The sequence below is a fragment of the Bacillus sp. FSL L8-0167 genome, assembly GCF_038630295.1.
GTDB lineage: Bacteria > Bacillota > Bacilli > Bacillales > Bacillaceae > Bacillus > Bacillus safensis.
Genome location: NZ_CP152027.1, coordinates 3,492,241 through 3,515,915, shown reverse-complemented (window position 1 = coordinate 3,515,915; position 23,675 = coordinate 3,492,241). Strand labels below are relative to the sequence as shown.

General features: G+C 42.6%; 27 protein-coding genes. 21 read left to right on the top strand and 6 right to left on the bottom strand.

From position 1 onward, the window contains the following. Positions 1-201: 201 nt before the first annotated feature. Positions 202-1,434, bottom strand: a complete 1,233-nt coding sequence (gene pepT / locus MHB66_RS18190) for a peptidase T (protein WP_046312737.1) — start codon at positions 1,432-1,434, stop codon at positions 202-204. Positions 1,435-1,660: 226 nt separating this feature from the next. Between pepT and MHB66_RS18185 the strand changes: the two genes are divergently transcribed. From MHB66_RS18185 to MHB66_RS18165, 5 genes are all read left to right on the top strand, one after another. After that, positions 1,661-1,984 carry a WXG100 family type VII secretion target gene (locus tag MHB66_RS18185; protein ID WP_046312739.1) on the top strand — a complete coding sequence of 108 codons (324 nt, stop codon included), beginning with the start codon at positions 1,661-1,663 and terminating at the stop codon, positions 1,982-1,984. Between the two features lie 4 nt (positions 1,985-1,988). After that, positions 1,989-3,185, top strand: coding sequence for a glycine zipper domain-containing protein (locus MHB66_RS18180; RefSeq protein ID WP_024427531.1), 1,197 nt, complete (start codon positions 1,989-1,991; stop codon positions 3,183-3,185). 12 nt (positions 3,186-3,197) lie between these two features. Further along, entirely contained in the window at positions 3,198-3,956 is a 759-nt protein-coding gene (locus MHB66_RS18175; protein ID WP_034281364.1) for a hypothetical protein, read from the top strand. A 21-nt stretch (positions 3,957-3,977) separates the two neighbouring features. Continuing rightward, on the top strand, positions 3,978-4,505 hold the full coding sequence (locus tag MHB66_RS18170) for a YfjD family protein (protein WP_046312740.1): 528 nt from the start codon (positions 3,978-3,980) through the stop codon (positions 4,503-4,505). A 99-nt stretch (positions 4,506-4,604) separates the two neighbouring features. Continuing rightward, complete coding sequence (locus tag MHB66_RS18165) at positions 4,605-5,069, top strand: helix-turn-helix transcriptional regulator (RefSeq protein WP_025093780.1); 465 nt, start codon at positions 4,605-4,607, stop codon at positions 5,067-5,069. A gap of 54 nt (positions 5,070-5,123) precedes the next feature. On the opposite strand, the gene MHB66_RS18160 is transcribed toward MHB66_RS18165, so the two are convergent. Then, positions 5,124-5,471, bottom strand: a complete 348-nt coding sequence (locus tag MHB66_RS18160) for a helix-turn-helix transcriptional regulator (RefSeq protein ID WP_024427528.1) — start codon at positions 5,469-5,471, stop codon at positions 5,124-5,126. Positions 5,472-5,676: 205 nt separating this feature from the next. Here MHB66_RS18160 and MHB66_RS18155 point away from each other — a divergent pair, with 205 nt between their 5' ends. The 6 genes from MHB66_RS18155 (at position 5,677) to MHB66_RS18130 (ending at position 11,403) form a co-directional block, all read left to right on the top strand. Next, positions 5,677-6,666, top strand: coding sequence for an asparaginase (locus tag MHB66_RS18155; RefSeq protein WP_024427527.1), 990 nt, complete (start codon positions 5,677-5,679; stop codon positions 6,664-6,666). A 28-nt stretch (positions 6,667-6,694) separates the two neighbouring features. Then, positions 6,695-8,116 carry an aspartate ammonia-lyase gene (gene aspA, locus MHB66_RS18150; RefSeq protein ID WP_034624136.1) on the top strand — a complete coding sequence of 474 codons (1,422 nt, stop codon included), beginning with the start codon at positions 6,695-6,697 and terminating at the stop codon, positions 8,114-8,116. Positions 8,117-8,260: 144 nt separating this feature from the next. Further along, entirely contained in the window at positions 8,261-9,667 is a 1,407-nt protein-coding gene (nhaC, locus tag MHB66_RS18145; protein WP_041118258.1) for a Na+/H+ antiporter NhaC, read from the top strand. A gap of 296 nt (positions 9,668-9,963) precedes the next feature. After that, positions 9,964-10,389, top strand: a complete 426-nt coding sequence (locus MHB66_RS18140; RefSeq protein WP_024423906.1) for a DUF5082 family protein — start codon at positions 9,964-9,966, stop codon at positions 10,387-10,389. A gap of 37 nt (positions 10,390-10,426) precedes the next feature. Then, complete coding sequence (locus MHB66_RS18135; protein WP_024423905.1) at positions 10,427-10,690, top strand: YwqI/YxiC family protein; 264 nt, start codon at positions 10,427-10,429, stop codon at positions 10,688-10,690. A 287-nt stretch (positions 10,691-10,977) separates the two neighbouring features. After that, positions 10,978-11,403 carry a DUF5082 family protein gene (locus MHB66_RS18130; protein ID WP_024423904.1) on the top strand — a complete coding sequence of 142 codons (426 nt, stop codon included), beginning with the start codon at positions 10,978-10,980 and terminating at the stop codon, positions 11,401-11,403. Between the two features lie 47 nt (positions 11,404-11,450). Here MHB66_RS18130 and MHB66_RS18125 read toward each other — a convergent pair whose 3' ends face one another. After that, positions 11,451-11,660 (bottom strand): hypothetical protein, encoded by a 210-nt coding sequence (locus MHB66_RS18125; RefSeq protein WP_046312745.1) that lies wholly within the window; start codon positions 11,658-11,660, stop codon positions 11,451-11,453. Positions 11,661-11,796: 136 nt separating this feature from the next. Between MHB66_RS18125 and MHB66_RS18120 the strand changes: the two genes are divergently transcribed. From MHB66_RS18120 to MHB66_RS18090, 7 genes are all read left to right on the top strand, one after another. Next, positions 11,797-13,755, top strand: coding sequence for a BglG family transcription antiterminator (locus tag MHB66_RS18120; protein WP_046312747.1), 1,959 nt, complete (start codon positions 11,797-11,799; stop codon positions 13,753-13,755). Between the two features lie 89 nt (positions 13,756-13,844). Next, positions 13,845-15,155, top strand: coding sequence for a PTS transporter subunit EIIC (locus tag MHB66_RS18115; RefSeq protein ID WP_046312749.1), 1,311 nt, complete (start codon positions 13,845-13,847; stop codon positions 15,153-15,155). Positions 15,156-15,186: 31 nt separating this feature from the next. Further along, complete coding sequence (locus MHB66_RS18110) at positions 15,187-16,620, top strand: glycoside hydrolase family 1 protein (RefSeq protein WP_046312751.1); 1,434 nt, start codon at positions 15,187-15,189, stop codon at positions 16,618-16,620. A 12-nt stretch (positions 16,621-16,632) separates the two neighbouring features. Next, positions 16,633-16,956, top strand: a complete 324-nt coding sequence (locus tag MHB66_RS18105; RefSeq protein WP_024423899.1) for a PTS sugar transporter subunit IIB — start codon at positions 16,633-16,635, stop codon at positions 16,954-16,956. Between the two features lie 19 nt (positions 16,957-16,975). Further along, positions 16,976-17,305 (top strand): PTS lactose/cellobiose transporter subunit IIA, encoded by a 330-nt coding sequence (locus MHB66_RS18100; RefSeq protein ID WP_024423898.1) that lies wholly within the window; start codon positions 16,976-16,978, stop codon positions 17,303-17,305. Between the two features lie 80 nt (positions 17,306-17,385). Then, positions 17,386-18,219, top strand: a complete 834-nt coding sequence (locus MHB66_RS18095) for a polysaccharide deacetylase family protein (protein WP_235362378.1) — start codon at positions 17,386-17,388, stop codon at positions 18,217-18,219. A 320-nt stretch (positions 18,220-18,539) separates the two neighbouring features. Further along, a complete protein-coding gene (locus MHB66_RS18090; protein WP_046312757.1) occupies positions 18,540-18,959 on the top strand; it encodes a VOC family protein in 420 nt (139 codons plus the stop codon). Here MHB66_RS18090 and ribD read toward each other — a convergent pair. The 3 genes from ribD to MHB66_RS18075 are packed head-to-tail and all read right to left on the bottom strand — an operon-like array spanning position 18,953 to position 21,663. After that, a complete protein-coding gene (ribD, locus tag MHB66_RS18085) occupies positions 18,953-20,044 on the bottom strand; it encodes a bifunctional diaminohydroxyphosphoribosylaminopyrimidine deaminase/5-amino-6-(5-phosphoribosylamino)uracil reductase RibD (RefSeq protein WP_046312760.1) in 1,092 nt (363 codons plus the stop codon). The genes MHB66_RS18090 and ribD overlap by 7 nt on opposite strands. Beyond that, on the bottom strand, positions 20,031-20,792 hold the full coding sequence (locus tag MHB66_RS18080; protein WP_041118240.1) for a GTP cyclohydrolase II: 762 nt from the start codon (positions 20,790-20,792) through the stop codon (positions 20,031-20,033). The genes ribD and MHB66_RS18080 overlap by 14 nt, the downstream gene beginning before the upstream one ends. Before the next feature lie 16 nt (positions 20,793-20,808). Then, entirely contained in the window at positions 20,809-21,663 is an 855-nt protein-coding gene (locus tag MHB66_RS18075) for a VOC family protein (RefSeq protein ID WP_046312763.1), read from the bottom strand. Between the two features lie 177 nt (positions 21,664-21,840). Between MHB66_RS18075 and MHB66_RS18070 the strand changes: the two genes are divergently transcribed. The 3 genes from MHB66_RS18070 to isdC all read left to right on the top strand — a co-directional run bounded on the left by MHB66_RS18070 (position 21,841) and on the right by isdC (position 23,675). Next, complete coding sequence (locus tag MHB66_RS18070; protein WP_034281352.1) at positions 21,841-22,173, top strand: helix-turn-helix domain-containing protein; 333 nt, start codon at positions 21,841-21,843, stop codon at positions 22,171-22,173. Between the two features lie 369 nt (positions 22,174-22,542). Beyond that, positions 22,543-23,001, top strand: coding sequence for an NEAT domain-containing protein (locus MHB66_RS18065; RefSeq protein ID WP_046312769.1), 459 nt, complete (start codon positions 22,543-22,545; stop codon positions 22,999-23,001). A 20-nt stretch (positions 23,002-23,021) separates the two neighbouring features. Beyond that, positions 23,022-23,675, top strand: coding sequence for a heme uptake protein IsdC (isdC, locus tag MHB66_RS18060; RefSeq protein WP_046312772.1), 654 nt, complete (start codon positions 23,022-23,024; stop codon positions 23,673-23,675).

The window sequence follows — 23,675 nt, the reverse complement described above, 5'->3', positions numbered from 1 at the left end:
TTCTTAAGGTTCATTCGATCTGCTATTTTAGGTCTAAAATACTGGTTGTTTTTAACTATTATATTTCCAGTTATTTCACTCGTCAAGAAGAATTTTTTCTGGGGTTGTCTCTATTAGTACGAATAAGTGTCATAAAAGTTTCAGAAAATTGTAAACTTTTATTAAAAAACCGTTCCCGAACAGGAACGGTTGTAAACATGTTTATGCTTTTTTTTCGAATAAACGGGCAATTTCAACGATAACTTCAGTTGCTTTCACCATGTTTTCAACGGAAATAAATTCATATTTACCGTGGAAGTTTTCCCCGCCAGTAAAGATGTTTGGCGTTGGGAGACCTTTATATGAAAGCTGGGAGCCGTCTGTGCCGCCGCGAATTGGTTCAATGACCGGTGTTACTGAGCGATTTTCCATGGCTTCATGAGCAATGTCCACAATATGTTTCACCGGCTCAATTTTTTCTCTCATATTATAATATTGATCCTGAATGCTGAGGGTGATGCTGTTTTCTCCGTATGTGGCTTTTAAGTCATTTGCTATTTTTTCAAACAGGGCCTTGCGTTTGTTGAATTTTTCTTTATCAAAATCACGGATAATATATTGCAGCTCAGCCTCTTCTACTTCCCCTACAAATTTCGTCAGGTGGAAAAAGCCTTCGTAGCCTTCTGTATACTCCGGAGATTCGTCAGAAGGAAGTTTGTTGTGAAAAAGCATCCCGATTTTCGCAGCGCTGACCATTTTGTCCTTTGCTGTCCCTGGGTGGACATTGTTTCCTTTAATGGATACTTTCGCGCCCGCTGCGTTGAAGCTTTCATATTGCAGCTCGCCAAGCGGTCCGCCGTCAATTGTGTACGCATAGGAAGCGCCAAAGGCATCAACATCAAACTTGTGCGGCCCTCTGCCAATCTCTTCATCTGGCGTAAAAGCGACACGGATTTTTCCATGCTTGATGTCTGGGTGTTCGATGAGGTAATGCATAGCGGTCATAATTTCTGCGATACCAGCTTTGTTATCTGCACCAAGCAGGGTTGTGCCATCTGTTGTGATCAGTGTATGTCCTTGGTACTTTTGTAAATTTGGAAACTGTTGTGGAGATAAAACGATATGTAGATCTTCATTTAAGGTAATGTCGCCGCCTTGATAGTTCTCATGAAGCTGCGGTTTTACATTTTTGCCGGTGAAGTCAGTGGCTGTGTCAATATGAGCCAGAAAGCCAATGGTCGGCACATCTTTGTCTGTGTTAGAAGGGATCGTTCCCATGACATAGCCGTTTTCATCCATTGTTACTTCTTGAATCCCAATGGATTTCATTTCTTCAACAAGCTGTCTCGCCAGATTCAATTGTCCTTCAGTAGATGGGCAGCTTTCCTTTTCTGCATCCGACTGCGTATCTACCTTCACATAACTTGTGAAACGCTGAATCATTTCCTCTTTCATCTATACGTCACTCCTTTTGTAGAATACGTCCATTTTATCACGTCTTGAATGCGCTTCATAACAAGAAAGGCTTTCTCTGGCAATTAGAGAGGAAAAAGGCCTACTTTCATTAGGTAATGTGCTGAATGGTTCTTTAGGGTGATTTTTTTGGGTGTCTTTTTATTTATAATGAGGACATATAAAATCATCCATTTGTACGTTAAATTGGGAGAAAGGGGTGCGAAAGTTGGATTCTAGTCAAACGCTGGCACTCGCTCAAAAGTTTCAGGAAGCGGCTGATGAGATTCGGCAGTCCAAGCAGCTGCTGGAAAATCGGCTGAAGGCAGTAGGAACAGGCTGGCAGGGAGAAGCAAGGGATAAATTTGATCAAAGCTTTGAAGAAACAACGGCACGCTACGATCAATTTGAAAAAGATTTGCTTGAAACAAGTCAGGAACTGCGGGATGCAGCGGTCAAAATTGAGGAGCGTAAAGCTGAAATTGCCAGAATGGAAGAGCTTGAGCGAAAGAGACGAGAAGAACGGAGAGAAAGAAACCGAGAAGGGAGATGATGTGATGGCACGTGACATTGTGGTTGATCCAGATCAGCTGACTGGGCTGGCGAATGATTTTGTAGGCGAGCTGTCAGCCATTGAAACGAAGCACCGCGATTTACATAGTGAACTGGACGGGCTGATTTTAGGCTGCGATCCTCGGTATAGAAGCTGTTTTTCTGGTGTCGGGGATGCATGGGGAGCAGGACAGGCATTAATCAGCAAATTGAGCAGTGATGATATTGCCATTCGTCATGCAACGGATAAAATGGTCGAAGCAGATGATATATTGCGGAAATTGTACAGTATTTATGATCAATATGGTACACTCACGAGCTTAGCTGGTATCGTGATGATGCAGGCGAAATATTACGGGCTTGGAATGACGACTTTCATTAAAGAGAATGGCCGATATGCAGCGCAGCATTCAAAGCTGCTGCTTGATCTGACCAGCCGGGTAGAAGGAACGAGATTTGACCGGTTAGCAAGGATTTGGCTGAGTAAAAAAGAATTATTAAAACGATCGAACTGGCCGATGGCTGACTTGGTTCATAAGAAATTCACAAAATTTTATCCTGACGATACAGTTGCGTTCACAAACAGTGTTCGTGATTTTACAAAAGGAAGTATTAATTGGAAGGACACGGCTGCGATTAAGTCTGTTCTGAAAAATGGTGCAAGATTTGCGAAAGGAAATGCCATCATTGCAACAGTTGTCACTGGTGCAACTGAGACGGTTGGCTGTGGATTGAAAATTGCCGAGAACTATGCAGAATTCGGCGATCAGCCAGAAGTTCTTAAGCGTGAAAATGCAAAGGCTGTTGGAAATGCAGTGAACAATACGGTCTTTATCGCTGGCGGTTCTGTCGCAGGTGCCGTTGTCGGCGGTGCTCTTGGCAGCTTTGCAGGTCCGATTGGAACCGTGGTTGGCGGAGCCATTGGTTCAGCAGTAGGTGGATTTATTGGAGAAAAAGTCGCCAAGCTGACATCCGGTTTTGCTGAACAGATGGCAGTGAAATTAAAGGACCCGATTCATGCAGTCGTGGATAAAGGGAAAAAAGCATTCGAACTGGCGGGTCAAGGTGTGAAAGCAGTGAATGATACCATTGATCAGGCAAATCAGGTAATACATAAAGGGATAGAAAAAACAAAAGAAACCGCAGATTCGCTCATAAAGGGTGCAGGCGATTTCTTTAAGGGTGCATTTTCTTTTGGATAAGGAGAGATCAAGTTGGATCAGCTAAGTCTAAGTATTGAGGAACTCATCTTTAGTTTTTACAGTGAAGGCTATTTTGAACAAGGTATGTCCTTAAAGGAGGCTTATTATCCTGAAGTAGAGGACGAGCGCTTGGGGTTTTTATTTGAAATTGCGTGCCGCTCTTTGCTTGCAAAAGGTGTACTGGAATTTCGAAACAGACAATACCGTTATAAAACGGAATACCGTCATTTCATCCAGGCGATGAATGATGCCTCCCACACGATCAAGGCGTCTAGATTTGGAGATTTAGATGAAGAAGTCAGCACCTCTTTTCACACAACACAAGCGGGTGTATATGCGCATCATACGCTTTATGATCAACAAGTACATCAGATTCGCAAACTGGATGGCGATCAGCAGGCAGAGGAGCAAGTGACAGCCTTTTTCAACATACAGATGAATGATCACCCTGAACCTGTCATCAGCCTGCAGGCAGAGGAATTTGAAATGCTATTAGAACAGGCAAGCGAAGCGAAAAATGAGTGGCCATCCTTTCTGAATAAAGCGGAGAATCAAGAGCTCGTGAAGGCATTTGTTTCTGATGTACAGACGAGAAAAGGAAAGATGGACTCCCTCATGAAGGTCGTCTATGACAAAAATAATACGCCTGATGTGGAGTCCATGCTATTTGTGATTCCAGGTGAGAACCAATCGTGGCTTGTATCAGGAATAAAAGAAAATCAATTTCGCATTGAGACGGCTCATCGAGACGGGTTACGTTCTATATTCTAATGGAGAAAAGGAGAATGACACTTGAATCCAAGTGAAGTAATAGAAGTAAGGAGCAGACCTTTTTTAAGAGTATGGGCATTCTTAGCAACGGGCGGCTTCGGTATCATCGGTATTTGGTTATTTTCAGAAGCTCTTACATTTGAATCGAACTATACATTGTTTTTATTTTTAGGCGGACTATTAGGTATTGTCTATGGCTGGATCTCCTTTTTGATGATTTTGCCTGCTTTTACGAAGAGAGGAAATGTGATTTTTCGCATTCAGCGCGGAGAGAATGGCGCTGTGCTGCACCGGGAGCGAACGATTCCTTTTCAAGATATTCAATCAATTGACATGCGCAGGCATCGTTACAGTATAAGAGGATTTCTTTTCATGGATGTGCTCATTCGGAAAGTAGATGGGAAATTGATCAAAATTCCGGCGTACAGCATTTTAGATGAAGAAGTATTTGAACAGACCGTCAAACAGGAGATCTATCCATATTTACATCAGACAGCCCAAGAAAATTGGAGACAGCAGCATGGCCAAGGAGAAGAGAAGACCGACTAAGCTGTTTTTGTCAGAATTCTATAGGATGAGGCGCCACTTTTTCGAAGAAATCGTGTATGATGTCAGTAAAGACTGAACACTCGAAAGAGGCGATGAGAGATGGATAAAGAGATGGTAATCGACCTCGTCACAGAACAAATGGCACGGATTCGAAGAGAAAAGAATTATACGCAGGATCGTATGGCGGAGGTACTTGGTCTATCGAAACGGCATCTACAGCAGGTTGAAAAAAACAGGCTGCGTCTCAACTGGACGCAATCCGCGGCCGTATGTGCATTATTCAGAGATAGTGACATTTTGAAAGGAACCCTAGGGGATGACCCGCTCGAGATTTTGGAAGTTGTGGCACATGATGAATTACATCTATCAGTAGAGCGTACGATTGGCGGCAAGGTTTGGTGGAGGACGTCTGTCAAAAAAGGCACGTTTCGCCTTCAGCAAAATGTACTTAGTCAGCATTACCGCATCTTAGATGAGGAGAATTATCGCTATTATAGTTCGTTTAATAAAGAAGAAGCGAAGCGGCGGCTAGAGGAATTAAGCCAGCTGTCTTCTCCATATTGAGATTGGAAAAGGAAAGAGAGGCACCTGTTTATAAGGTGCCTCTCTTTTCTGTGTTTATACTTTTAGAGTGTTTTTCGCCCGAATAAAGGCAACAAGCTGTTTGATTTCTTCATCATTTAGGGGAACGCCGTCTACATAAATGGTTCCTTCTTTTGCTTCCGTCAGTTCAATTTTGATATCAGAGATTTTGCGTTGTATCTCTGGCTCGTCCGTTCTACCAAGTAAAAAATCAATGGACGTATCATACAAATCAGCCAGCAGCTTCACTGCTTCAAGCGAAGGTCGTCGGTACCCAGATTCGTAACCGGCATAGGTGCTTTTGGCGATACCTAGGCGATCTGCCGTATGCTGGAGAGACCATTTTTTCTTTTTTCTAAGGGTGGTTAAACGATCGAGTATCATACATGAACGCTCCTTTATTTACAACAACAGTATATCATATTTTGACATAGAATGTACGCGTTATGCGTAACAATTTCTTGATTAATTCGCGTTATGTGACTATAATGGCAATGAAGGTACGCGTAAAGCGTATATTATAGAATAGCACAAGCTAGCTTATAATATGTGTGACAAACGAAGTAATTTTACGAAAGAGGTGGACCTGTTGAAGAAATTATTGCTTTTAACGACTGGTGGGACGATTGCATCTGTAGAGAGTGAAAATGGTTTAGCTCCAGGTGTTAAAGCTGAGGATCTTTTGAGCTATTTAAACGAAATTAATGCAGAATATACAATGGACACAAAGTCCCTAATGAGTATAGATAGTACAAATATGCAGCCTGAATACTGGGTTGATATCGCAACAGCCATTTATGAGAATTATGATCAGTATGACGGGTTTGTCGTTACTCACGGAACCGATACAATGGCCTATACATCAGCAGCGCTGTCTTATATGCTGCAAAACCCTGATAAGCCGATCGTGATTACAGGTTCACAAATTCCGATTACTTTTAAGAAAACAGATGCGAAGAAAAACATCACAGATGCCATTCGCTTTGCATGTGACGGTGTTGGCGGCGTGTATGTCGTGTTTGATGGCAGGGTCATCCAAGGAACACGTGCGATCAAACTAAGAACGAAAAGCTACGATGCATTTGAAAGCATTAACTACCCATATATTGCATCAATTGAAAACCATCAAATTGAATACAATAGCAAAGTAAAAAGAACACCAATGAAACCGCTTAAATTAGATGCATCCTTGAACACAGATGTGTGTCTGTTAAAATTGCACCCAGGCCTGAAGCCTGAGTTTTTAGATGCAGTCAAAAGCATGTACAAAGGCGTTGTCATTGAAAGCTACGGCAGCGGCGGAATTCCTTTCGAAGGAAGAAACCTTTTAGAAAAGATCAACGAATTGCTGGAAGAAGGCATTTCTGTTGTCATCACCACTCAGTGTCTGGAAGAAGGAGAAGACATGAGTGTGTATGAGGTAGGACGCAAGATCAATCAAGAATTGGTGGCACGTTCAAGAAATATGAATACAGAAGCTATCGTGCCGAAACTGATGTGGGCACTAGGCAAAACAACAGATCCAAGAGAAGTCAAAAAGATTATGGAAACGCCAATCGCAGAAGATTTAGTGATTTAACTATTCTATAGAAAGCAGGTCATAAGAGATGGTTCAAGCAACTTATCGCTATGAGAAGGATTTTCTTGGTGAAAAAGAAATTCCAGCAGACGTGTATTATGGGGTTCAAACCCTCCGTGCAAAAGAGAATTTCCCGATTACAGGATATCGGATGCACGAGGAACTAATTAGAGCCTTTGCCATCGTGAAAAAAGCAGCAGCTCAAGCCAATATGGAAGTTGGACGTTTATATGAGGGAATTGGAAATGCCATCGTTCAAGCGTCTGATGAAGTCATTGAAGGCAAGCTGCACGAGTACTTTATTGTCGATCCAATTCAAGGCGGCGCAGGAACGTCCATGAATATGAATGCCAATGAAGTGATTGGAAACAGAGCGCTAGAAATCATGGGACATCAAAAGGGTGAATACATCCATTTAAGCCCAAACACACATGTGAACATGTCGCAATCAACGAATGACTCATTCCCAACGGCGATCCACATTGCTGTGCTCAAGCAGTTAGACATTCTGCTTGAAACGATGCAAGTCATGCAGGACGTCTTTCAAAAGAAAGCGAAAGAATTCGATCATGTGATCAAAATGGGACGTACGCACCTTCAAGATGCTGTTCCAATCCGTTTGGGACAGGAATTTGAAGCTTACAGCCGCGTGCTGAGCCGTGATATTAAGCGGATCAACCAATCAAAACAGCATTTATATGAAGTCAATATGGGTGCAACAGCAGTTGGGACAGGCTTAAACGCAGATCCTCGTTATATTGAAATCGTGGTGAAGAAGCTCGCTGATATATCTGGTCTTCCTCTTGTAGGCGCAGAGCATCTCGTGGATGCAACGCAAAATACAGATGCTTACACAGAAGTATCCGCCGCTTTAAAAGTATGTATGATGAACATGTCTAAGATTGCCAATGACCTTCGCTTAATGGCATCTGGTCCGCGCGCAGGTCTTGCTGAAATCGCATTGCCGGCCCGCCAGCCTGGATCATCCATCATGCCTGGGAAAGTCAATCCAGTCATGGCAGAGCTCATTAACCAAATCGCATTCCAAGTCATTGGGAACGACCACACGATCTGTCTTGCTTCTGAAGCAGGCCAGCTTGAGTTAAATGTGATGGAGCCTGTTCTGGTCTTTAACTTGCTTCAATCTATTAGTATAATGAATAACGGATTCCGCTCATTCACAGATCATTGCTTAGCGGACATTGAAGCAAATGAAATACGTTTGAAAGAATATGTAGAAAAAAGTGCAGGCGTGATCACTGCCGTGAACCCTCACTTAGGCTATGAAGCAGCCGCTAGAATTGCAAGAGAAGCCATTTTAACAGGACAATCGATCAGAGATCTTTGCTTGCAGTACGATGTTTTAACGGAGGAAGAACTTGATATTATCTTAAATCCATACGAGATGACAAAGCCTGGTATTGCGGGTGCAGAGCTCCTAGAGCGATAATAATATCAAAAATTTTATTTTATTAATATGTGGAATTGCCTGTGAAAAAGAGAAAAACAGGCAATTCACTTTCTTTCGAATTGACACACTTTTTTCACAATATTTTGAAAACGCTTAACGCACGCACAAAGGGAGGAAACAACATTGAAATCGGTTCGCTTGCCATCTATGGTGGAGATCATCGCCGTACTAGGTTTATTTTTGGCGATTGTCTTATCATTTACTATTTATTTTAACTTGGATATCCAATTGGCCTTATTTATTTCATGGTTTCTAGCAATTGGACTTGGTCTTCATTTAGGACACGCCTACAAGGATTTACAGGGTGCTATTACAAAAGGGATATCAAATGGATTAGATGCTGTTTTGATTTTACTTGCTGTAGGTGCTTTAATTGGAACTTGGATCGCTGGCGGAGTCGTACCGACACTGATCTATTATGGTCTTGAATTTATTCATCCAAATATCTTTTTACTAGCAACACTCATTATTTGTGCCATTATGTCTGTCGCTACAGGGACGTCTTGGGGAACAGTTGGTACAGCTGGGATTGCCATGATTGCCATTGGTGAAGGTTTAGGGATTCCTCTCCCAATCGTTGCAGGTGCCGTCTTGTCAGGTGCTTATTTTGGAGACAAGCTTTCTCCACTGTCTGATAGTACAGTTCTCGCCTCGTCCTTATCAAAGGTTGAAGTTCTGGCGCATGTAAGAGCCATGATGGTCTTATCCATTCCTGCCTTTGTTATTACTGCTATTATGTTTACGGTCACTGGTTTTATCTATGGAGGACGTAATATTGATCAAGAAAAGGTTGAATACTTAAAGAATGCGTTGCTCGATACATTCAATATTAATGTATGGATGCTTATTCCAGCTCTAATTGTCGTGGTTTTACTTGTCATGAAAAAGCCTGCTCTGCCGGTTATTGCAATCGGTGCTTTGTTTGGGGCGATCTGGGCCTTTGCGTTTCAAGGTGCGAATCCTAGTGATGCAATTGGTGCAGCATACAATGGATTTTCAATTCAATCAGATGTAGACTTTCTAAACCAGCTTCTCAATCGTGGTGGAATGGTCAACATGCTTGGCTCTTTGGTAGTGATTATTCTTGGGCTTGGTTTCGGGGGAGTATTGGAACATCTGGGTGTATTGAAAGTCATTGTCTCAACCTTTGAGAAAAAACTCCACAATGCGGGAAATGTTACTCTTTCCACAATTCTTGTTGCATTTTTTGCTAACATTTTTGGTTGTGCAATGTATGTATCAATTATCCTTACACCAAAAATTATGGAAAAGAGCTACGATAAATTAAAGTTAGACAGACGAGTTTTATCCAGAAACTCTGAGGTCGGTGGTACGCTTACGTCTGGTATGGTTCCTTGGTCAGATAACGGTATTTACATGGCAGGAATTCTTGGCGTATCGACATTCTCTTATTTACCATTTATGTGGTTGAGCTTTGTCGCCATTGGTCTTGCGATCATTTACGGATATACGGGTAAATTCATTTGGTACGTGAAAGATCAACAAGAAAGAGAAGAATCGGCCTCATAAGCCGTTTGCAAAAGCCGCTCCTGAACGGGGGCGGCTTTGTTTGTCCTAGGACTGTGAGACTATATGTGGCATATAACAAACGAACAGGAATTTAGACCTCCAATAAAAGAGGTCGAAAGGGGTGGTGTAAAGCAGAATGAAAGCATATTTATCCCATAAAAAGGGCACAAATCCCTATTCAAACATGAGTCTTTGAACCTTATAATAACAATATTGGAAAAAGTGCTATTCACCTTACGCTCGTTTAGAGGGACTCTAAGCAGCGTTTTTATTTTTGGACAGGAGGAGGAACCCATATGAGCTTATCGGATATGCTGTCTGCCCTTAACGGTGGCATTTCAAATAAAAAAGCAGAAATTGAAGAGAAAATTGCTCGACTCAAAAAGGCGAAAAGCAAGGTTGAACGTGAACAAGATGCGGCAGAAACAGATTTAAAGCAAATCAAGCAGCCAAAGCTTGGGACCTCTTGGAAAGGTGAGCGAAGCCAGGATTTCAAAACAGACCGAAATGAAGCACATGATGCGCTGCAAACGATCGTGAACGATCAATACCCACGCTACGTGAGCCGTATCGAATTCAAAATCAGTACATTAGAAGCAGAACAAGCTGCGTTATCCTTTGCCAGTTCCTTAGCTGGAGACGCCGCACGTCTTGCTGAAAAAGGAGAAGACGCAGTAGAGGACGCAAAACGCTTGATCTCAAAAGCATGGAGCAGCTTGTAAACGAGTTTCATGCTGAACAAATCTGGAGGATATCACAATGGGACAAATTAAGTTAAACTACCAAACAGTTATGGATAAGCTAGATGAAGTCTCCCAAGCCGTCGAAGCTTTAGCGATGAAAAAAGCAGCAGATAAAGCGGGTGAAAACAGCCTTGAATTTGTAACCAAGTGGACGGCACGTGAAGCAGAAGTGAGCGAAATGGTCTCAAGCTTTAAAGAAGCCTTAATTAAAAATGTTCAGGATACACGCTCTAACGTGAAAACATTAAAAGAACAAGACGAAGCGATTGCTGCAAAATAATCAGCACAATCGCTTTTATTTATGGGTACCATTGACATAATGCGATTGTGGTATTAAAGTCTCATATAAAATTCAGGGTGTAAGACCTTGTATTATTCCGTTTTTCTTCCAAACGCGTCGCTAAAAGGACACCTTTTCCCTATTTAAGCCTGAGGCTTTTCGCCTTATACTATACTTAATGAAAGCAGAACGATAGAAATGTCAGGATTGGAAAAATCAAGTGAGTCGATGGTTTCCAAAGGCGCTCACGCCGTGCTTTCGTATGAGGTCAGATAGAGGTGGATGACATGAGTTTATCCGAGATGCTGCACCATCTGCATATGGGAATTGAGAACAAACGTGCAGAATTTGACGAAATGATCTCTCGGTTAAAGACAGCCAAAAGTAATATTCGAACAGAACAAGATCTTGCCCAGTCAGATATCAAAGAAATTAAGAAGCCTGCACTAGATTCGTCATGGAAAGGCGAGAGAGGAACCGACTTTCATCGCCACCGGAAAGATGCTTACAGCGTGATGCACGACGTCGTCAACAATGAATATGAAAAATATATAACAGAGATTGATCAGAAAATCTTACACTTTGAATTGAAAAAAATGGAGCTGGCTGTTGCCAGTAACTTTGCAGGAAGAGCTCAGGACGTGATGGAAAAGGGCGAGGATTTTGCAAAGGATGTTAAACATTTGATTGAACGGGGCTGGAAAGCTCTTTAAAACCATAAACGAAACAGCCGTCTCTTAAAAGGCGGCTGTTTTTTTGTTTAGTCACATCCACCACCGCCGCTGTCACCTGAATCACTCCCACAGGAGGCTTCAGAAGCGTGATGGGTATACGAATCAGTATAAGTGCTTGTCGTTGAGCTATGATGTGCAGATCGCTTAGCAGATGCACGTTTATCATTTGATGCGAACAAGCTGGCAATGATGGCTCCTAAAAAAACGAATATGATAACAAACATAAAAGTACCCATGATGCATCCCTCCTCTAGTTTCATATTCATACGAATGAGCCATATCAAGGTTCCCGATTTGAAAGAAATACTGGGCAAAGAGTTCTATTTTCGTTTATGATGATAGGCAAAAGTAAATGCCAAGGGAGGAGAGCCCATGCTATCTCTACGTCAGGAGGAGCTTCTGAAACGATTGATGCAAGCGGAGCAGGAACTGACAAGTGAAGAAATTGCCCGTGTGATCGGAGTCACATCACGAACCATCCGCACAGATATGAAAGCGCTTAAAGTGATCTTAGAAGAACATGGTGCCGCACTGCATATTAAACGCGGGGCAGGGTATACATTGAGCGTTGAAGATTATGGAGCATTTCGTACATTTTTGAAAACCTCACTGAGAGAAAGGAATGAGAAAAAGGAACCGTCCATTCCCAATCAGCCTGAGGACCGTGTGGCTTATCTATTAAAAAGGCTGCTTCTGTCAGAAGACTATATCAAACTAGAGGGATTGGCAGAGGAATTATTTGTGAGTGAATCTACAGTGAAAAATGATTTGAAAGCTGTCAGGCACTTGTTTTCATTGCATGGACTTTCTATATCGCACCGGCCTAAATATGGCCTTCGTCTGACAGGCGATGAAATGAAATTAAGATATTGTATGGCAGAGCATGTGTTTCAGCAGGAGCATGCGAATGCTGCACTGTTACCTGAAGAAACGTATCAATTGATTCAGGACATCGTGCGTTCACGTACAAAAGCTACCGGACTTCATCTATCAGAAATCGGTTTAAGTAATTTAGTGACCCACATTGCCATCGCATGCAAACGAATTGAAGAAAAAAAGCTGGTCAAGATGCCAGAAGCGGAATTGAAAGAAATTCAAGTGCAGCCAGTTTTTCAGGTAGCTCAACAAATGGCAGAAGATATTCGCCGCGTATTAGCGATTGATTTTCCGTTATCTGAAATGGCGTACATTGCGATTCACTTAATGGGAGCAAAGATGATGGCATATGGAGAGGCTGGCCATACGCTATTTCATCTGCTGGACGAAGACCATTTTCGTTTCACTCACCAATTGCTTGCTTATGTAGAAGAGCACATGTCACTTGATATTCAGTTTGATAAGGAGCTGATCGTTGGTTTAAGTCTTCATTTGCGTTCTGCGATTCATCGCTTTAGATACGATATGAACATCCGAAATCCTTATTTACCAGACATTAAAAGGCATTATCCCATTGCGTTTGAGGCGGGTGTTTATATGGGCAGATGGCTGAAGGAAAAAGAGGGTGTTGAAATTCCTGAGGATGAAATCGGATATTTGGCGCTTCATATTGGGGCTGCAATCGAGCGGACAAAATCACAGCATGTAAGAAAGACATGTCTTATTGTGTGTGCGACGGGTGTCGCCAGCAGCCAGCTTCTTCTTCATAAACTCACGGCAGCTTTTAACGGAAGGCTGGAGATCGCTGGAACTGCAAGTGTCGGGGAACTTCCTTTGTATGATTTAAGAAGAATTGATTTTATTATTAGTACCATTCCGTTTCAGAATACATTGCCGGTGCCAGTCATTGATGTACATACGATTCTAAGTGACGATGATATTGTGCGGCTGAAACGATTTGTGCAGAATTCACAGGATACAGGAGTTTTGCGGTATGTGAGTCCGGCGCTGACATTTTTTCAGCAAGATCTCCATTCAAGGGAAGAGGTTCTTCAATTTTTTGTGAACGTGCTAAAGGAGCAGCATCGAATCCCAGACGAGTTTGAACAATTATTGCTAGAAAGAGAGCAAGTATCACCCACATCTTTCGGTCATTTGGTTGCGATTCCTCATCCAATTAAACCGGCAACAGATGACACGTTTTGTGCGATCTGTACGTTGAAAAAGCCGGTACTGTGGGGAGAAGATCGAGTACAAGTCGTATGCTTGTTAAGCATCCAGAAGACGTATCAAAAAGAATTACAGTCGCTTTATCAATTTCTTGTGCGGCTGACAGAACGGAAGGAAGTGGTGGAACAGCTCATCAAAGCCGCTTCATTTGAAGAACTGACAGCTGCGCTTCAAGTATTGGAGCATCCAAATGAAAAAACGCGGCACCCATTTCCGCATCTGTGAGGAAAAAGATTAGATGTTAATGAAAGCGCTTTTAAAATAACATCAAAAAGGAGGATGATCACGAGTTTTTGCAAAGGGGGAGACGGATCATGAGCTTCAAGGAGAAAGCGGCAGATGTCATGGGGCATGTGGCTTATCGCATCACCAACCAGAAATATATTATGGCGATTAAACAGGCATTTGTCACACTGATGCCGATCATCATTACAGGAGCTTTTGCTGTACTGGTGGCGAATATGATTATGAGCCCGGAGACAGGGCTTGCTCATTTTGAGATATTCAGGTTTTTAGCAGAGCTTCAGCCTATTATGAAGGCAATCAATTATGCCACGCTGAACTTTTTAACCATTGGGGCTGTGTTCCTCATTGGGATTGAGCTTGGGAAAATCAACGGTCACAAGTCTCTGTTCCCAGGATTGATGGCATTGATTTCATTTATATCTGTTATTCCAACGACACTTCTTCTTGAAGTCGATGGATCGATGCGTGAGGTTGTTGACGTGTTGGCAAGACAATTTTCTGATCCAAAAAGCTTATTTTTAGGGATGATCATTGCGATCGTATCTGTGGAGATTTTTTGTAAGCTGACCGAGGTGAAATGGCTGCAAATCAAGATGCCGGATTCGGTTCCGTCGAATGTGGCAACATCTTTTTCGTCACTTTTCCCATCGATCATTACAATTACAATCATTAGTTCATTCGGCTTTGCATTTCATCGTGTGACAGGCATTTATTTGCATGAAGCAGTGTATAACGTGGTGCAGCGTCCGTTAGAAAGTGTTGTACAGGGGCTGCCTGGGATTTTAACGTTGATGTTTGTGGCGCAATTTTTCTGGGTGATCGGCATCCATGGCAACCAGATGATTAAGCCGATCCGGGAGCCGCTCTTATTAGGATCGATTGCAGTGAATATGACAGCATTTCAAGAGGGAAAAGAGATACCGAATATCATCACGATGCCGTTTTGGGATGTGTATATGAGCATCGGTGGTTCAGGTGTGACCATTGGTCTTTTGGTTGCGATTTTTATTGCTGGGAGAAGGGAAGAGATGCGAAGTATTGCCAAGCTTTCATCAGGACCCGGACTGTTCAACATCAATGAACCCGTTATTTTTGGATTACCTGTGATGCTAAACCCTGTGATGGCGATTCCATTTATCGTCACGCCCCTTGTGACCGGTACGATTGGGTATATTGCGACGGCTACAGGATTCGCTGGAAAAGCGGTCGTGATGGTGCCATGGACGACACCACCGCTTGTGAATGCATGGCTGTCCACCGCTGGCAGTATGGGCGCTGTCATCACACAGCTTATCTGCATTGGAGTTGCTGTTTTCATCTATTTACCGTTTGTTCTATTGTCTAATCGCAAGCCAGAAGCAGCACCAGATTCAGAATAAACATTCAGACGAAGAAAAGGGAGGCGGCGACATGAACAGAATTGAGATTCCAATTGATTTTATCCTAGGTGCTGCGGCTTCTGCTTGGCAGACCGAGGGATGGAAGGGAAAGCGGGCGCATCAGGACTCGTACATCGACTTATGGTATAAGGAAGGATATCACGTGTGGCACGAAGGCTATGGTCCTGCTGGTGCGACAAACTTTTACGAGCGCTACCCTGAAGATGTAGCTTTAATGAAAGAGATTGGGCTGACACATTACAGGACATCGATCAATTGGTCGAGGTTTCTCATAGATTACGAGAATGGGATAGTGGATGAGGCCTATGCTCGTTACATTGATGATCTGATCAATGAATTAATCGCAGCAGGTGTAGAGCCGATGTTTTGCTTAGAGCACTATGAACTTCCTGCCGTTTTGCTTGAGAAGTACGGCGGATGGTCATCAAAGCATGTTGTCGAGCTGTTTGTTCTCTATGCAGAAAAGGTGTTTGAACGCTACGGAGACCGAGTCAAGCATTGGTTTAGTTTTAATGAACCGATTGTTGTTCAGACACGTGTTTATCTAGATGCGATACGATATCCGTTTGAGCAAAATACGAAGAAATGGATGCAGTGGAACTATCATAAAGCGCTGGCAACAGCAAAAGTGGTGAAGCTGTTTCAGGAGATGGGCTTGAAGGAATCGGCAGGAGCCAAAATCGGCGTGATTCTCAATCCAGAAGTGACGTATGCAAGATCGTCTGCTCCCCATGACCAAGAAGCGGCACGTATGTATGACTTGTTTTTTAATCGAGTGTTCCTAGATCCTTCCATCAAAGGGGAGTATCCAGAGGAACTGATCGATGTGTTGAAAAAGCATGATATTCTTTTCGATTCCACAGAGGAAGAGCTTCAGATCATCAAGAATCATACGGTGGATGTTGTTGGGCTTAACTTGTACTATCCGCATCGTGTCAAGGCACCGAGTAAGGCTTGGAACGAAGGGACGCCTTTTCATCCATCCTATTATTACGATATGTTTGAGCTTCCAGGAAGAAAAATGAATCCTTTCAGAGGCTGGGAAATCTACCCGAAGATTGTCTATGATATGGGGATGAGAATAAAAGAAGAATACGGAAATATTGAGTGGTTTGTGGCCGAAAATGGCATGGGTGTAGAAAAGGAAGAACGGTTTAAAACTGAAGACGGTATCATTGATGATCAGTATCGCATTTCATTTATCAGCCAGCATTTGAAGCGGGCACTTCAAGCGAAAGCAGAAGGATCAAATTGCACAGGCTATATGCTTTGGGCATTTACAGACAATGTCTCACCGATGAATGCCTTTAAAAACCGCTACGGATTAGTCGAAATCCAGCTGGAGAATGAACGAAATCGTCAGCTGAAAGCATCTGCGTATTGGTACCAGACGTTAATCAAAACAAGGGAACTGCAGGTTGAAACAGAAGTCATTTATCAATAGGAGTGATGAGAAATGAAACGAATCATTCTCGCTTGTGCAGCAGGAATGTCAACGTCTATTGTGGTGTCCAAAATGAAGGCTGCCGCAGAAGCTAAAGGGCTGGATTACTATATTTATGCTATACCTGAAGGAGCCATTGCAGATGAACTAGAAGAGCATGGAGAGGATGTACAGGCGATTTTACTTGGACCGCAAGTAAGCTTTATGAAAAAAGCAGCTGAAAAAACGGCGGCACCCTATCAAATACCTGTCGATGTCGTCAATGTAAGATTATACGGAACAGCAAACGGAGAAAAAATTCTAGAGCATGCACTGAAACTAGCAAATGAATCTTGAATAATTGGAGGAGAAGCAGATGACGGTATTAGAGGAAATGCAGGGAGCAGCCTTTCAAATCATTGCCCATGCAGGCGAGGCAAGAAGTCATTATGTAGAAGCGATTCGTCTAGCAAGAGCGGATGATTTTGAAAAAGCGCAGCAGTTGATCGAAAAAGGGGAGGAAGCGTTTCGAAGCATCCACAACCTGCATCTGTCGCTGATTCAAAAAGAAGCGGCAGGTGAACAGCTTCCTTTTTCTTTACTGCTCATACACGCAGAAGATCAAATGCTCACAACAGAGACCATTCATCTGCTCGCCATCGAAATGATCGAAATGTGTAAAAAAATGAATACCCTGTCAAAATAGTTGTCAATGAATAACCAATTTCTGTTATAATCATTCGGTAGATAAAGAGAAAGCAGGATTGGTGAATGAAGAAAACATGTATGCTGATGACGATTGGTCTTATGCTGCTGCTCATTTCGGGCTGTATGGGAATGAAGGAGCAGGCGGGAGGAAGCCAGCAAGTCATCAAAGAGGAAAAGGGTCGAATACAAACAAAAGACATTCAGCAGAAAAAAGAAACGGCAGTGATAGAGACAAAAAGCTGGATAAAGCAAAAGGAGCCGGTCGAGCTTCCGATTTTGATGTATCATAGTATCTCAAGCGGCAACTCGTTACGTGTGCCAAAGAGCGAATTTGCATCTCATATGAAATGGCTGAAGGACAACGACTATGTCACACTGTCGCCAGAAGAGGTGTACCGCGTTTTCACAACAAATTCGATGCCAAGTAAGAAGAGTGTCCTCATTACATTTGATGATGGATATACGGATAACTATACAAAGGCATTTCCGATTTTAAAGCAGTATGAAATGAAAGCAACGATTTTCATGATTGAGCAATCCATTGGCCGTCCAAATCACTTAACGGATGAGCAAATGGACGAGATGATGGCACTTGGGATATCGATTGAGAGTCATACGATTCATCATTTAGAGCTCAATCGATTATCAAAGCAGCAGCAGGAAGAGGAGTTAAAAGGATCAAAGACATTCTTCGATCAGCGATTTTCTCAGCGTACGAGAATGGTCAGCTATCCTGTCGGGCGCTATAATGAAGAGACGTTGAAGCTGGCGAAGGAAGCCGGATATCAAATGGCTGTCACCACTGAACCAGGACATGCGAAGAAGGAACAAGGCATGATGTCATTGCACCGCGTCCGTATTTCACCGGGACTTTCACCAGAAAGCTTTGGCAGGCTGGTAGAAGGGAAGTAACGATCAATGTTTCACATGAAACATTTTACGACAAGTTTCGCCAAAATGACTTACCGCCCATACACCTTGACATGATATGTCTTGGTTTCAACTGTCATTACAAGACACTTAGATAGACAGAACTTTCATGACCGTGGGAGTTCTGTTTTTGAAAAAAATACTGCATTGTCATTCAAACCCTACATCGTAAGAAACACCTCAATGAAAGACTCAAAGTATCAAGCCCGCCAATGAAGTAACAATCAAATATTGCTCAGCAACGCAAAACTTAAGAAACCCTACATAGAAAAACCAATTGAGAAAAGAAAGGGAGAGGGAATATGTCAAACTTTTTTGGAATCGACCATGTTCAACTAGCTGCCCCAAAAGGCAGTGAAGAGAAAGCTCGTTTGTTTTTTGGTGAAATTTTAGGGATGAAAGAAATACCTAAGCCTAGTAATTTAGCTAAACGCGGAGGTGTCTGGTTCCAATGCGGTCATCATCAGCTTCACATTGGCATTCAGGAACATTTTCAAGCTGCAAAGAAAGCTCATCCGGCTTTTCTTGTAAGGAGTCTATCGGAATTAAAAGAGGCATTATTGAAGTATCATATTCGTATAAGTGAAGATGAGCCATTGGAGGGAGCCAATCGGTTTTATGTAGAAGATCCTTTTGGGAATCGAATTGAGTTTTTAGAGAGAAGAGACAAGAAGACAAAAAGAAGGCTGTCGAGATTTTCTCGACAGCCTGTTTGTTATTGATAAACGGGATAGCCCGTCATTTTGATATCTTTTCCGAGTGGTTCCACGGTGAGTTGATCCAGTTCAATGGCATCACTCATGAGGCGTATGCCTTCGCCTCCGAAAAAGGAAGGGGAAAGTCGTCCTCCAATGAGCTTAGGCGCCATATAGATGACGAGTTTATCTACAAGCTGCTGCTCTAAGAATGAGGCGTTAATCTGGCCGCCGCCTTCAATCATGAGAGAGGAGATATTTTTTTCTCCCAGCACTTGAAGCACTTCTTTCAGGGGCACCCGCGTGTCGCTGTCTGTCATGAAGACACGGACGCCAGCTTCTTCTAAAGCCGCTCGTTTTTCCTTATCGGCTTGCTTTGTTGTAAAGATCCATGTAGGTGCCATCTGATCCGTGACGATCTTTGCTGTCAGTGGTGTTGACAGCTTAGAGTCTAAGACAATTCGAATCGGATTAATCCCATTTGGAATCCGCGCAGTTAATGAAGGATCATCGTGAATGACGGTTTGAGCACCGACCAAAATCGCATCATTGATACTGCGGATATGGTGAGCGTCATAACGGGATGTCTCAGATGTAATCCACTTGCTGTCAGACGTGGCAGAGGCGATTTTTCCATCTAAGGTAATGCCTGCTTTGAGCGTCACAAAAGGTGTTTTTTTTGTAATAAAGTGATTAAATACTTCATTCATCAGAATGGATTCCTGTTCAAGTACGCCCGTGATGACTTGAATGCCTGCGTCTTGTAAAATGGCAATCCCGCGGCCAGCGACAAGCGGATTCGGATCAAGTGCTGCCACGACAACAGTTTCGACGCCGGCTTTTACAAGTGCTTCCGCGCAAGGGCCTGTGCGTCCATGGTGGGAACAAGGCTCGAGGGTCACATAAATAGTGGCTCCTTTTGCTTTGTCTCCGGCCATGTTGAGTGCATGAATTTCAGCATGTGGTTCACCGGCTTTCATATGAGCACCGACTCCAACAATTTCATTCTCTCGCACAATCACAGCCCCGACGAGCGGGTTCGGAGATGTCTGACCTTTCATTGCCCGTGCATTATCAAGGGCTAGCTTCATATATCGCTCATGATGTGGCAATCGTACGCACCTCTTGCTCCGCCTTCATGTGACCTGAGCGGTTGATTTTTGTCTGCAAATATTTTTCGTTAAATTCAGAGACATCTCCCCAAAGCGGAATGCGTCCAGAAAGAGATAAACCTGCATGGCTGATCGCATCTGTCTTTTTCGGATTATTGGTAATGAGTCTGACTGGCTTTGTACGAAGTGTTTGAAGAACGGCAATGGCTTCTTCGTATTGACGTGTGTCATCTTCAAAACCAAGTGCTTCGTTCGCTTCTACTGTATCGTAGCCGTTTTCTTGAAGAATATAAGCCATGGCTTTACTGAAAAGACCAATGCCGCGGCCTTCATGATTGGCTAAGTAAAACAGGGCTCCTGCCCCATTGTCCTCAATCATTCGCATAGACTGCTTCAATTGGAATCCGCAGTCGCAGCGCTTGCTTCCGAAAATATCGCCAGTGTGGCAAATGGAATGCATGCGGATAAGGGCTTCGTCAGCTTGCTCAAAATCCCCGTATACAAGAACGCTTGACTGCTGATGATCAGCAAGCTGGCGGGACGAGAGGCTTTCAATTAAAGCTTCATCTGTCAATGGCTCTTTTCCATCGTCTTTTAACCATGAATACCAGTTGAACATGACAGTTCTGCCGTCTAAATTCACTGGCAGTTTAATGGGTCCAGTGATATATATATACCCGTCTTCTTGCTGTACTCGTTTGATTTTATCTTTTAATATGGCTGTTTTAAGTTCTGTGTGTTTGTCCATATTCTGCACCTTCTTTTTAGTCTGTTTCTTCAATCTGTAAACGAACGAGAACGCCAAATGGATCAACAAATTCGCTGCTTTTTCCTGTCGTGTTGACTTGAGTGCCTGCTTTTGTCAGGCGTTCGATGACGGATTGTCTGTCTGCTTCTTCTGGGAAAACCAGTGTATAGCTTCTAATTCCTGAAAAACGTGGATCAATGGCTCCTTTTCGTCCGCGTCCCCATGCATTAAAGGCAAGGTGGTGGTGGTACACACCAGCAGCGATAAATAGGCTTGCTGGTGGAGCCATTCGGATATGAAAACCGAGCGTATGGACATAAAAGGCATCTGCTTCTTCTGGGTTGAGATGAAAATGCAAGTGTCCCATCACTGTGCCGGCAGGGAGTCCTTCCCATGTGGTATCAGCGGCTTCCTGCAGGAGTCCATCTCCATCAAGCGGCGCATTTCCGCCACCTTTCAGTTCTCCATGCTCACCTACCCAAATGTCCTGAGGACGGTCAGCATAAATTTCTACGCCAATGCCGTCAGGATCACTTAAATAAATGGCTTCACTGAAAAAGTGATCGCTTGCTCCAATTAAAGGATAGCCTTTTTTGATCACATGTGCCAGCCATGTGCCCAGGTTTTTTCTGGTAGGTAATAAAACAGCAAAGTGATAAAGTCCTGGCTCATGATCAGGCTTCTCTTTGAGCTGTGCATCTTCTTTTAACAAAAGAATCGGTTCCTTTGCATTGCTGCCAAGTGTCACCGTGGAATCTGTTTTTTCTAATATAGAAAATCCTAAAATGTCTGTATAAAAAGGTAAAGAACGATCAAAGCTGGACACCTGTAATTCTGTCACACCCAATCTTAGCTGCTCAATTGTCTTCAAGCTCGGTCATCTCCTTCATGATATATGCATCGGCATGTTCAAATGTTTTTGAAAATCTATAAAAAATGAATACCTTGTTACTTTTAGTAACTAAACTATATAATAGTTAGTGACTTATTTCAAGTAATTAATTGTGTTATAATGAAAAAAAGAGAAAAAAGCAGGAGGGAGTAAGATATGGCTCAAGTAGATGGCTGCCCAATTACAGATGCCATGGAGATTCTAGGCAAGAAGTGGGTCATTCTCATCATCAATCAGCTTCTGACAGGGCCTAAGCGTTTTTGTCAGCTTGAAAATGAAATGAACATCAGCGGAAGATTACTATCAGAAAGGCTGAAGGATTTAGAAGCTGAGGGACTTGTTGAGAAAAAGGTATACCCCGACATTCCAGTGCGGATTGAATACGAATTAACAGTGCAAGGAAAGAAAACTGAACCGATTATTCGTGAAATGTATGCATGGTCTTTAGAGCGTAAAAACAGCAAAATAGAGGAACATGTTCCTTCTTAATCGATTTCGATCAGTGTGTCTGATCGAAATTTTTTTGTGTGATTTTCCAGAAAACTAAGACAATAGTATGAAAAATGATATTGACAATTATTTCACCCATTATATAATATCAAGGAGAAGAGGGTTCTTTTCCCTGTAATGGAATGGAGGTTATGCCATGGTATTATGAATGGGACAGATTGCCTAAAACTCTTATCCATCCATCATTTAGAAGCAGACATCTTTGACTTTAGGAAGCAAAGATTTATTTTTTCAACTCAATTGATAATGATTATCATAATCATCTATAAGTGTGTTCCAGCACTTATGAAGGTTATTTTTTTTATTGTCTATTGAGAATAATTATCAATATCATTTAGGAGGGCTCACATGAAAGTCATTCGTTCAACGTCACCCGTACTATTATTCCTTAGTTTTGTTCTATTATTTGCTCTAGCTCCTGTTAGCTCAGCCTCAGCAGCTGGCTTAGCAGATGGTCAATATTCAGCGCAATATGTGGTATGGAAAGCTGATAGCGATTCGACTTCAACAGCGAATACGTATTTCGAAAAACCAGCCAAGCTTGTCGTAAAGGATGGAAAAATCAAAGCGCAAGTCACGTTAACGAATAGCTCTTGGATCACAAGCTTTAAAACGCTCGATCAAGGTGTCTATAAAGATGCGAAGGTGATTAGTACAAATACAGCTGCGAATAAGAGAACAGTAGAATTCAATGTGAACAGCCTGACTGAGGCCGTACAAGCAAAAGTGAGTGTGACTGTACCGGCTATCGGATATACAGGCAATTACGATATTCGCCTCAAGTTTGATGCGGCATCTGTTCAATAGAAAGGGAGGAAATTCGCTTGATGAAAAAAAGAATGAGGCTGTCAGTCTTCATGGCGGTTTTTTTACTGGCACTTATGCTGCCTTTTTCAAACGCACAGGCTGCCGCATTAAAGGATGGTACATACTCCGTCAATTATACAGTGCTAAAAGCTGAAGGAAATGCGGTCTCAATGGCAAATGATTACTGGCTAAAACCAGCAAAAGTGATAGCGAAAAATGGGAACCTGACAATACAAATGACAATTAAAAATAGCAGCTGGGTAACGGAATTTAAAGTACCGGGAAATGGAGGCTATGTCGATACAACCGTTCTCTCAACAAATAAAAAAGCCAATACAAGGCTCGTTCAGTTCCAAGCTCAAAGCTTGTCTAAACCAATCAAGTCAAAAATTCATGTCACTGTGAAATCTGCTGATTATGATCATGATTACACCATTCAGCTGAAATTCGATGAAAGCAGCATCAAGTCACTTTCGTCTAACAATGCAAATCAATCAGCGGGTGCAGCAGAAAGTCAGCAGCCATCAAAAGAATCAACGAACAAAGCTGATTCATCCACAACGAAACAAGAAGAAAATCCTCAAACTGGTGATACAAGCCAGACAGGGTGGCTCCTTGTGCTTGTCTTATGTTCAGGCGGGTTTTTAGCAAGAAAGTGGATCATCAAGCATTAA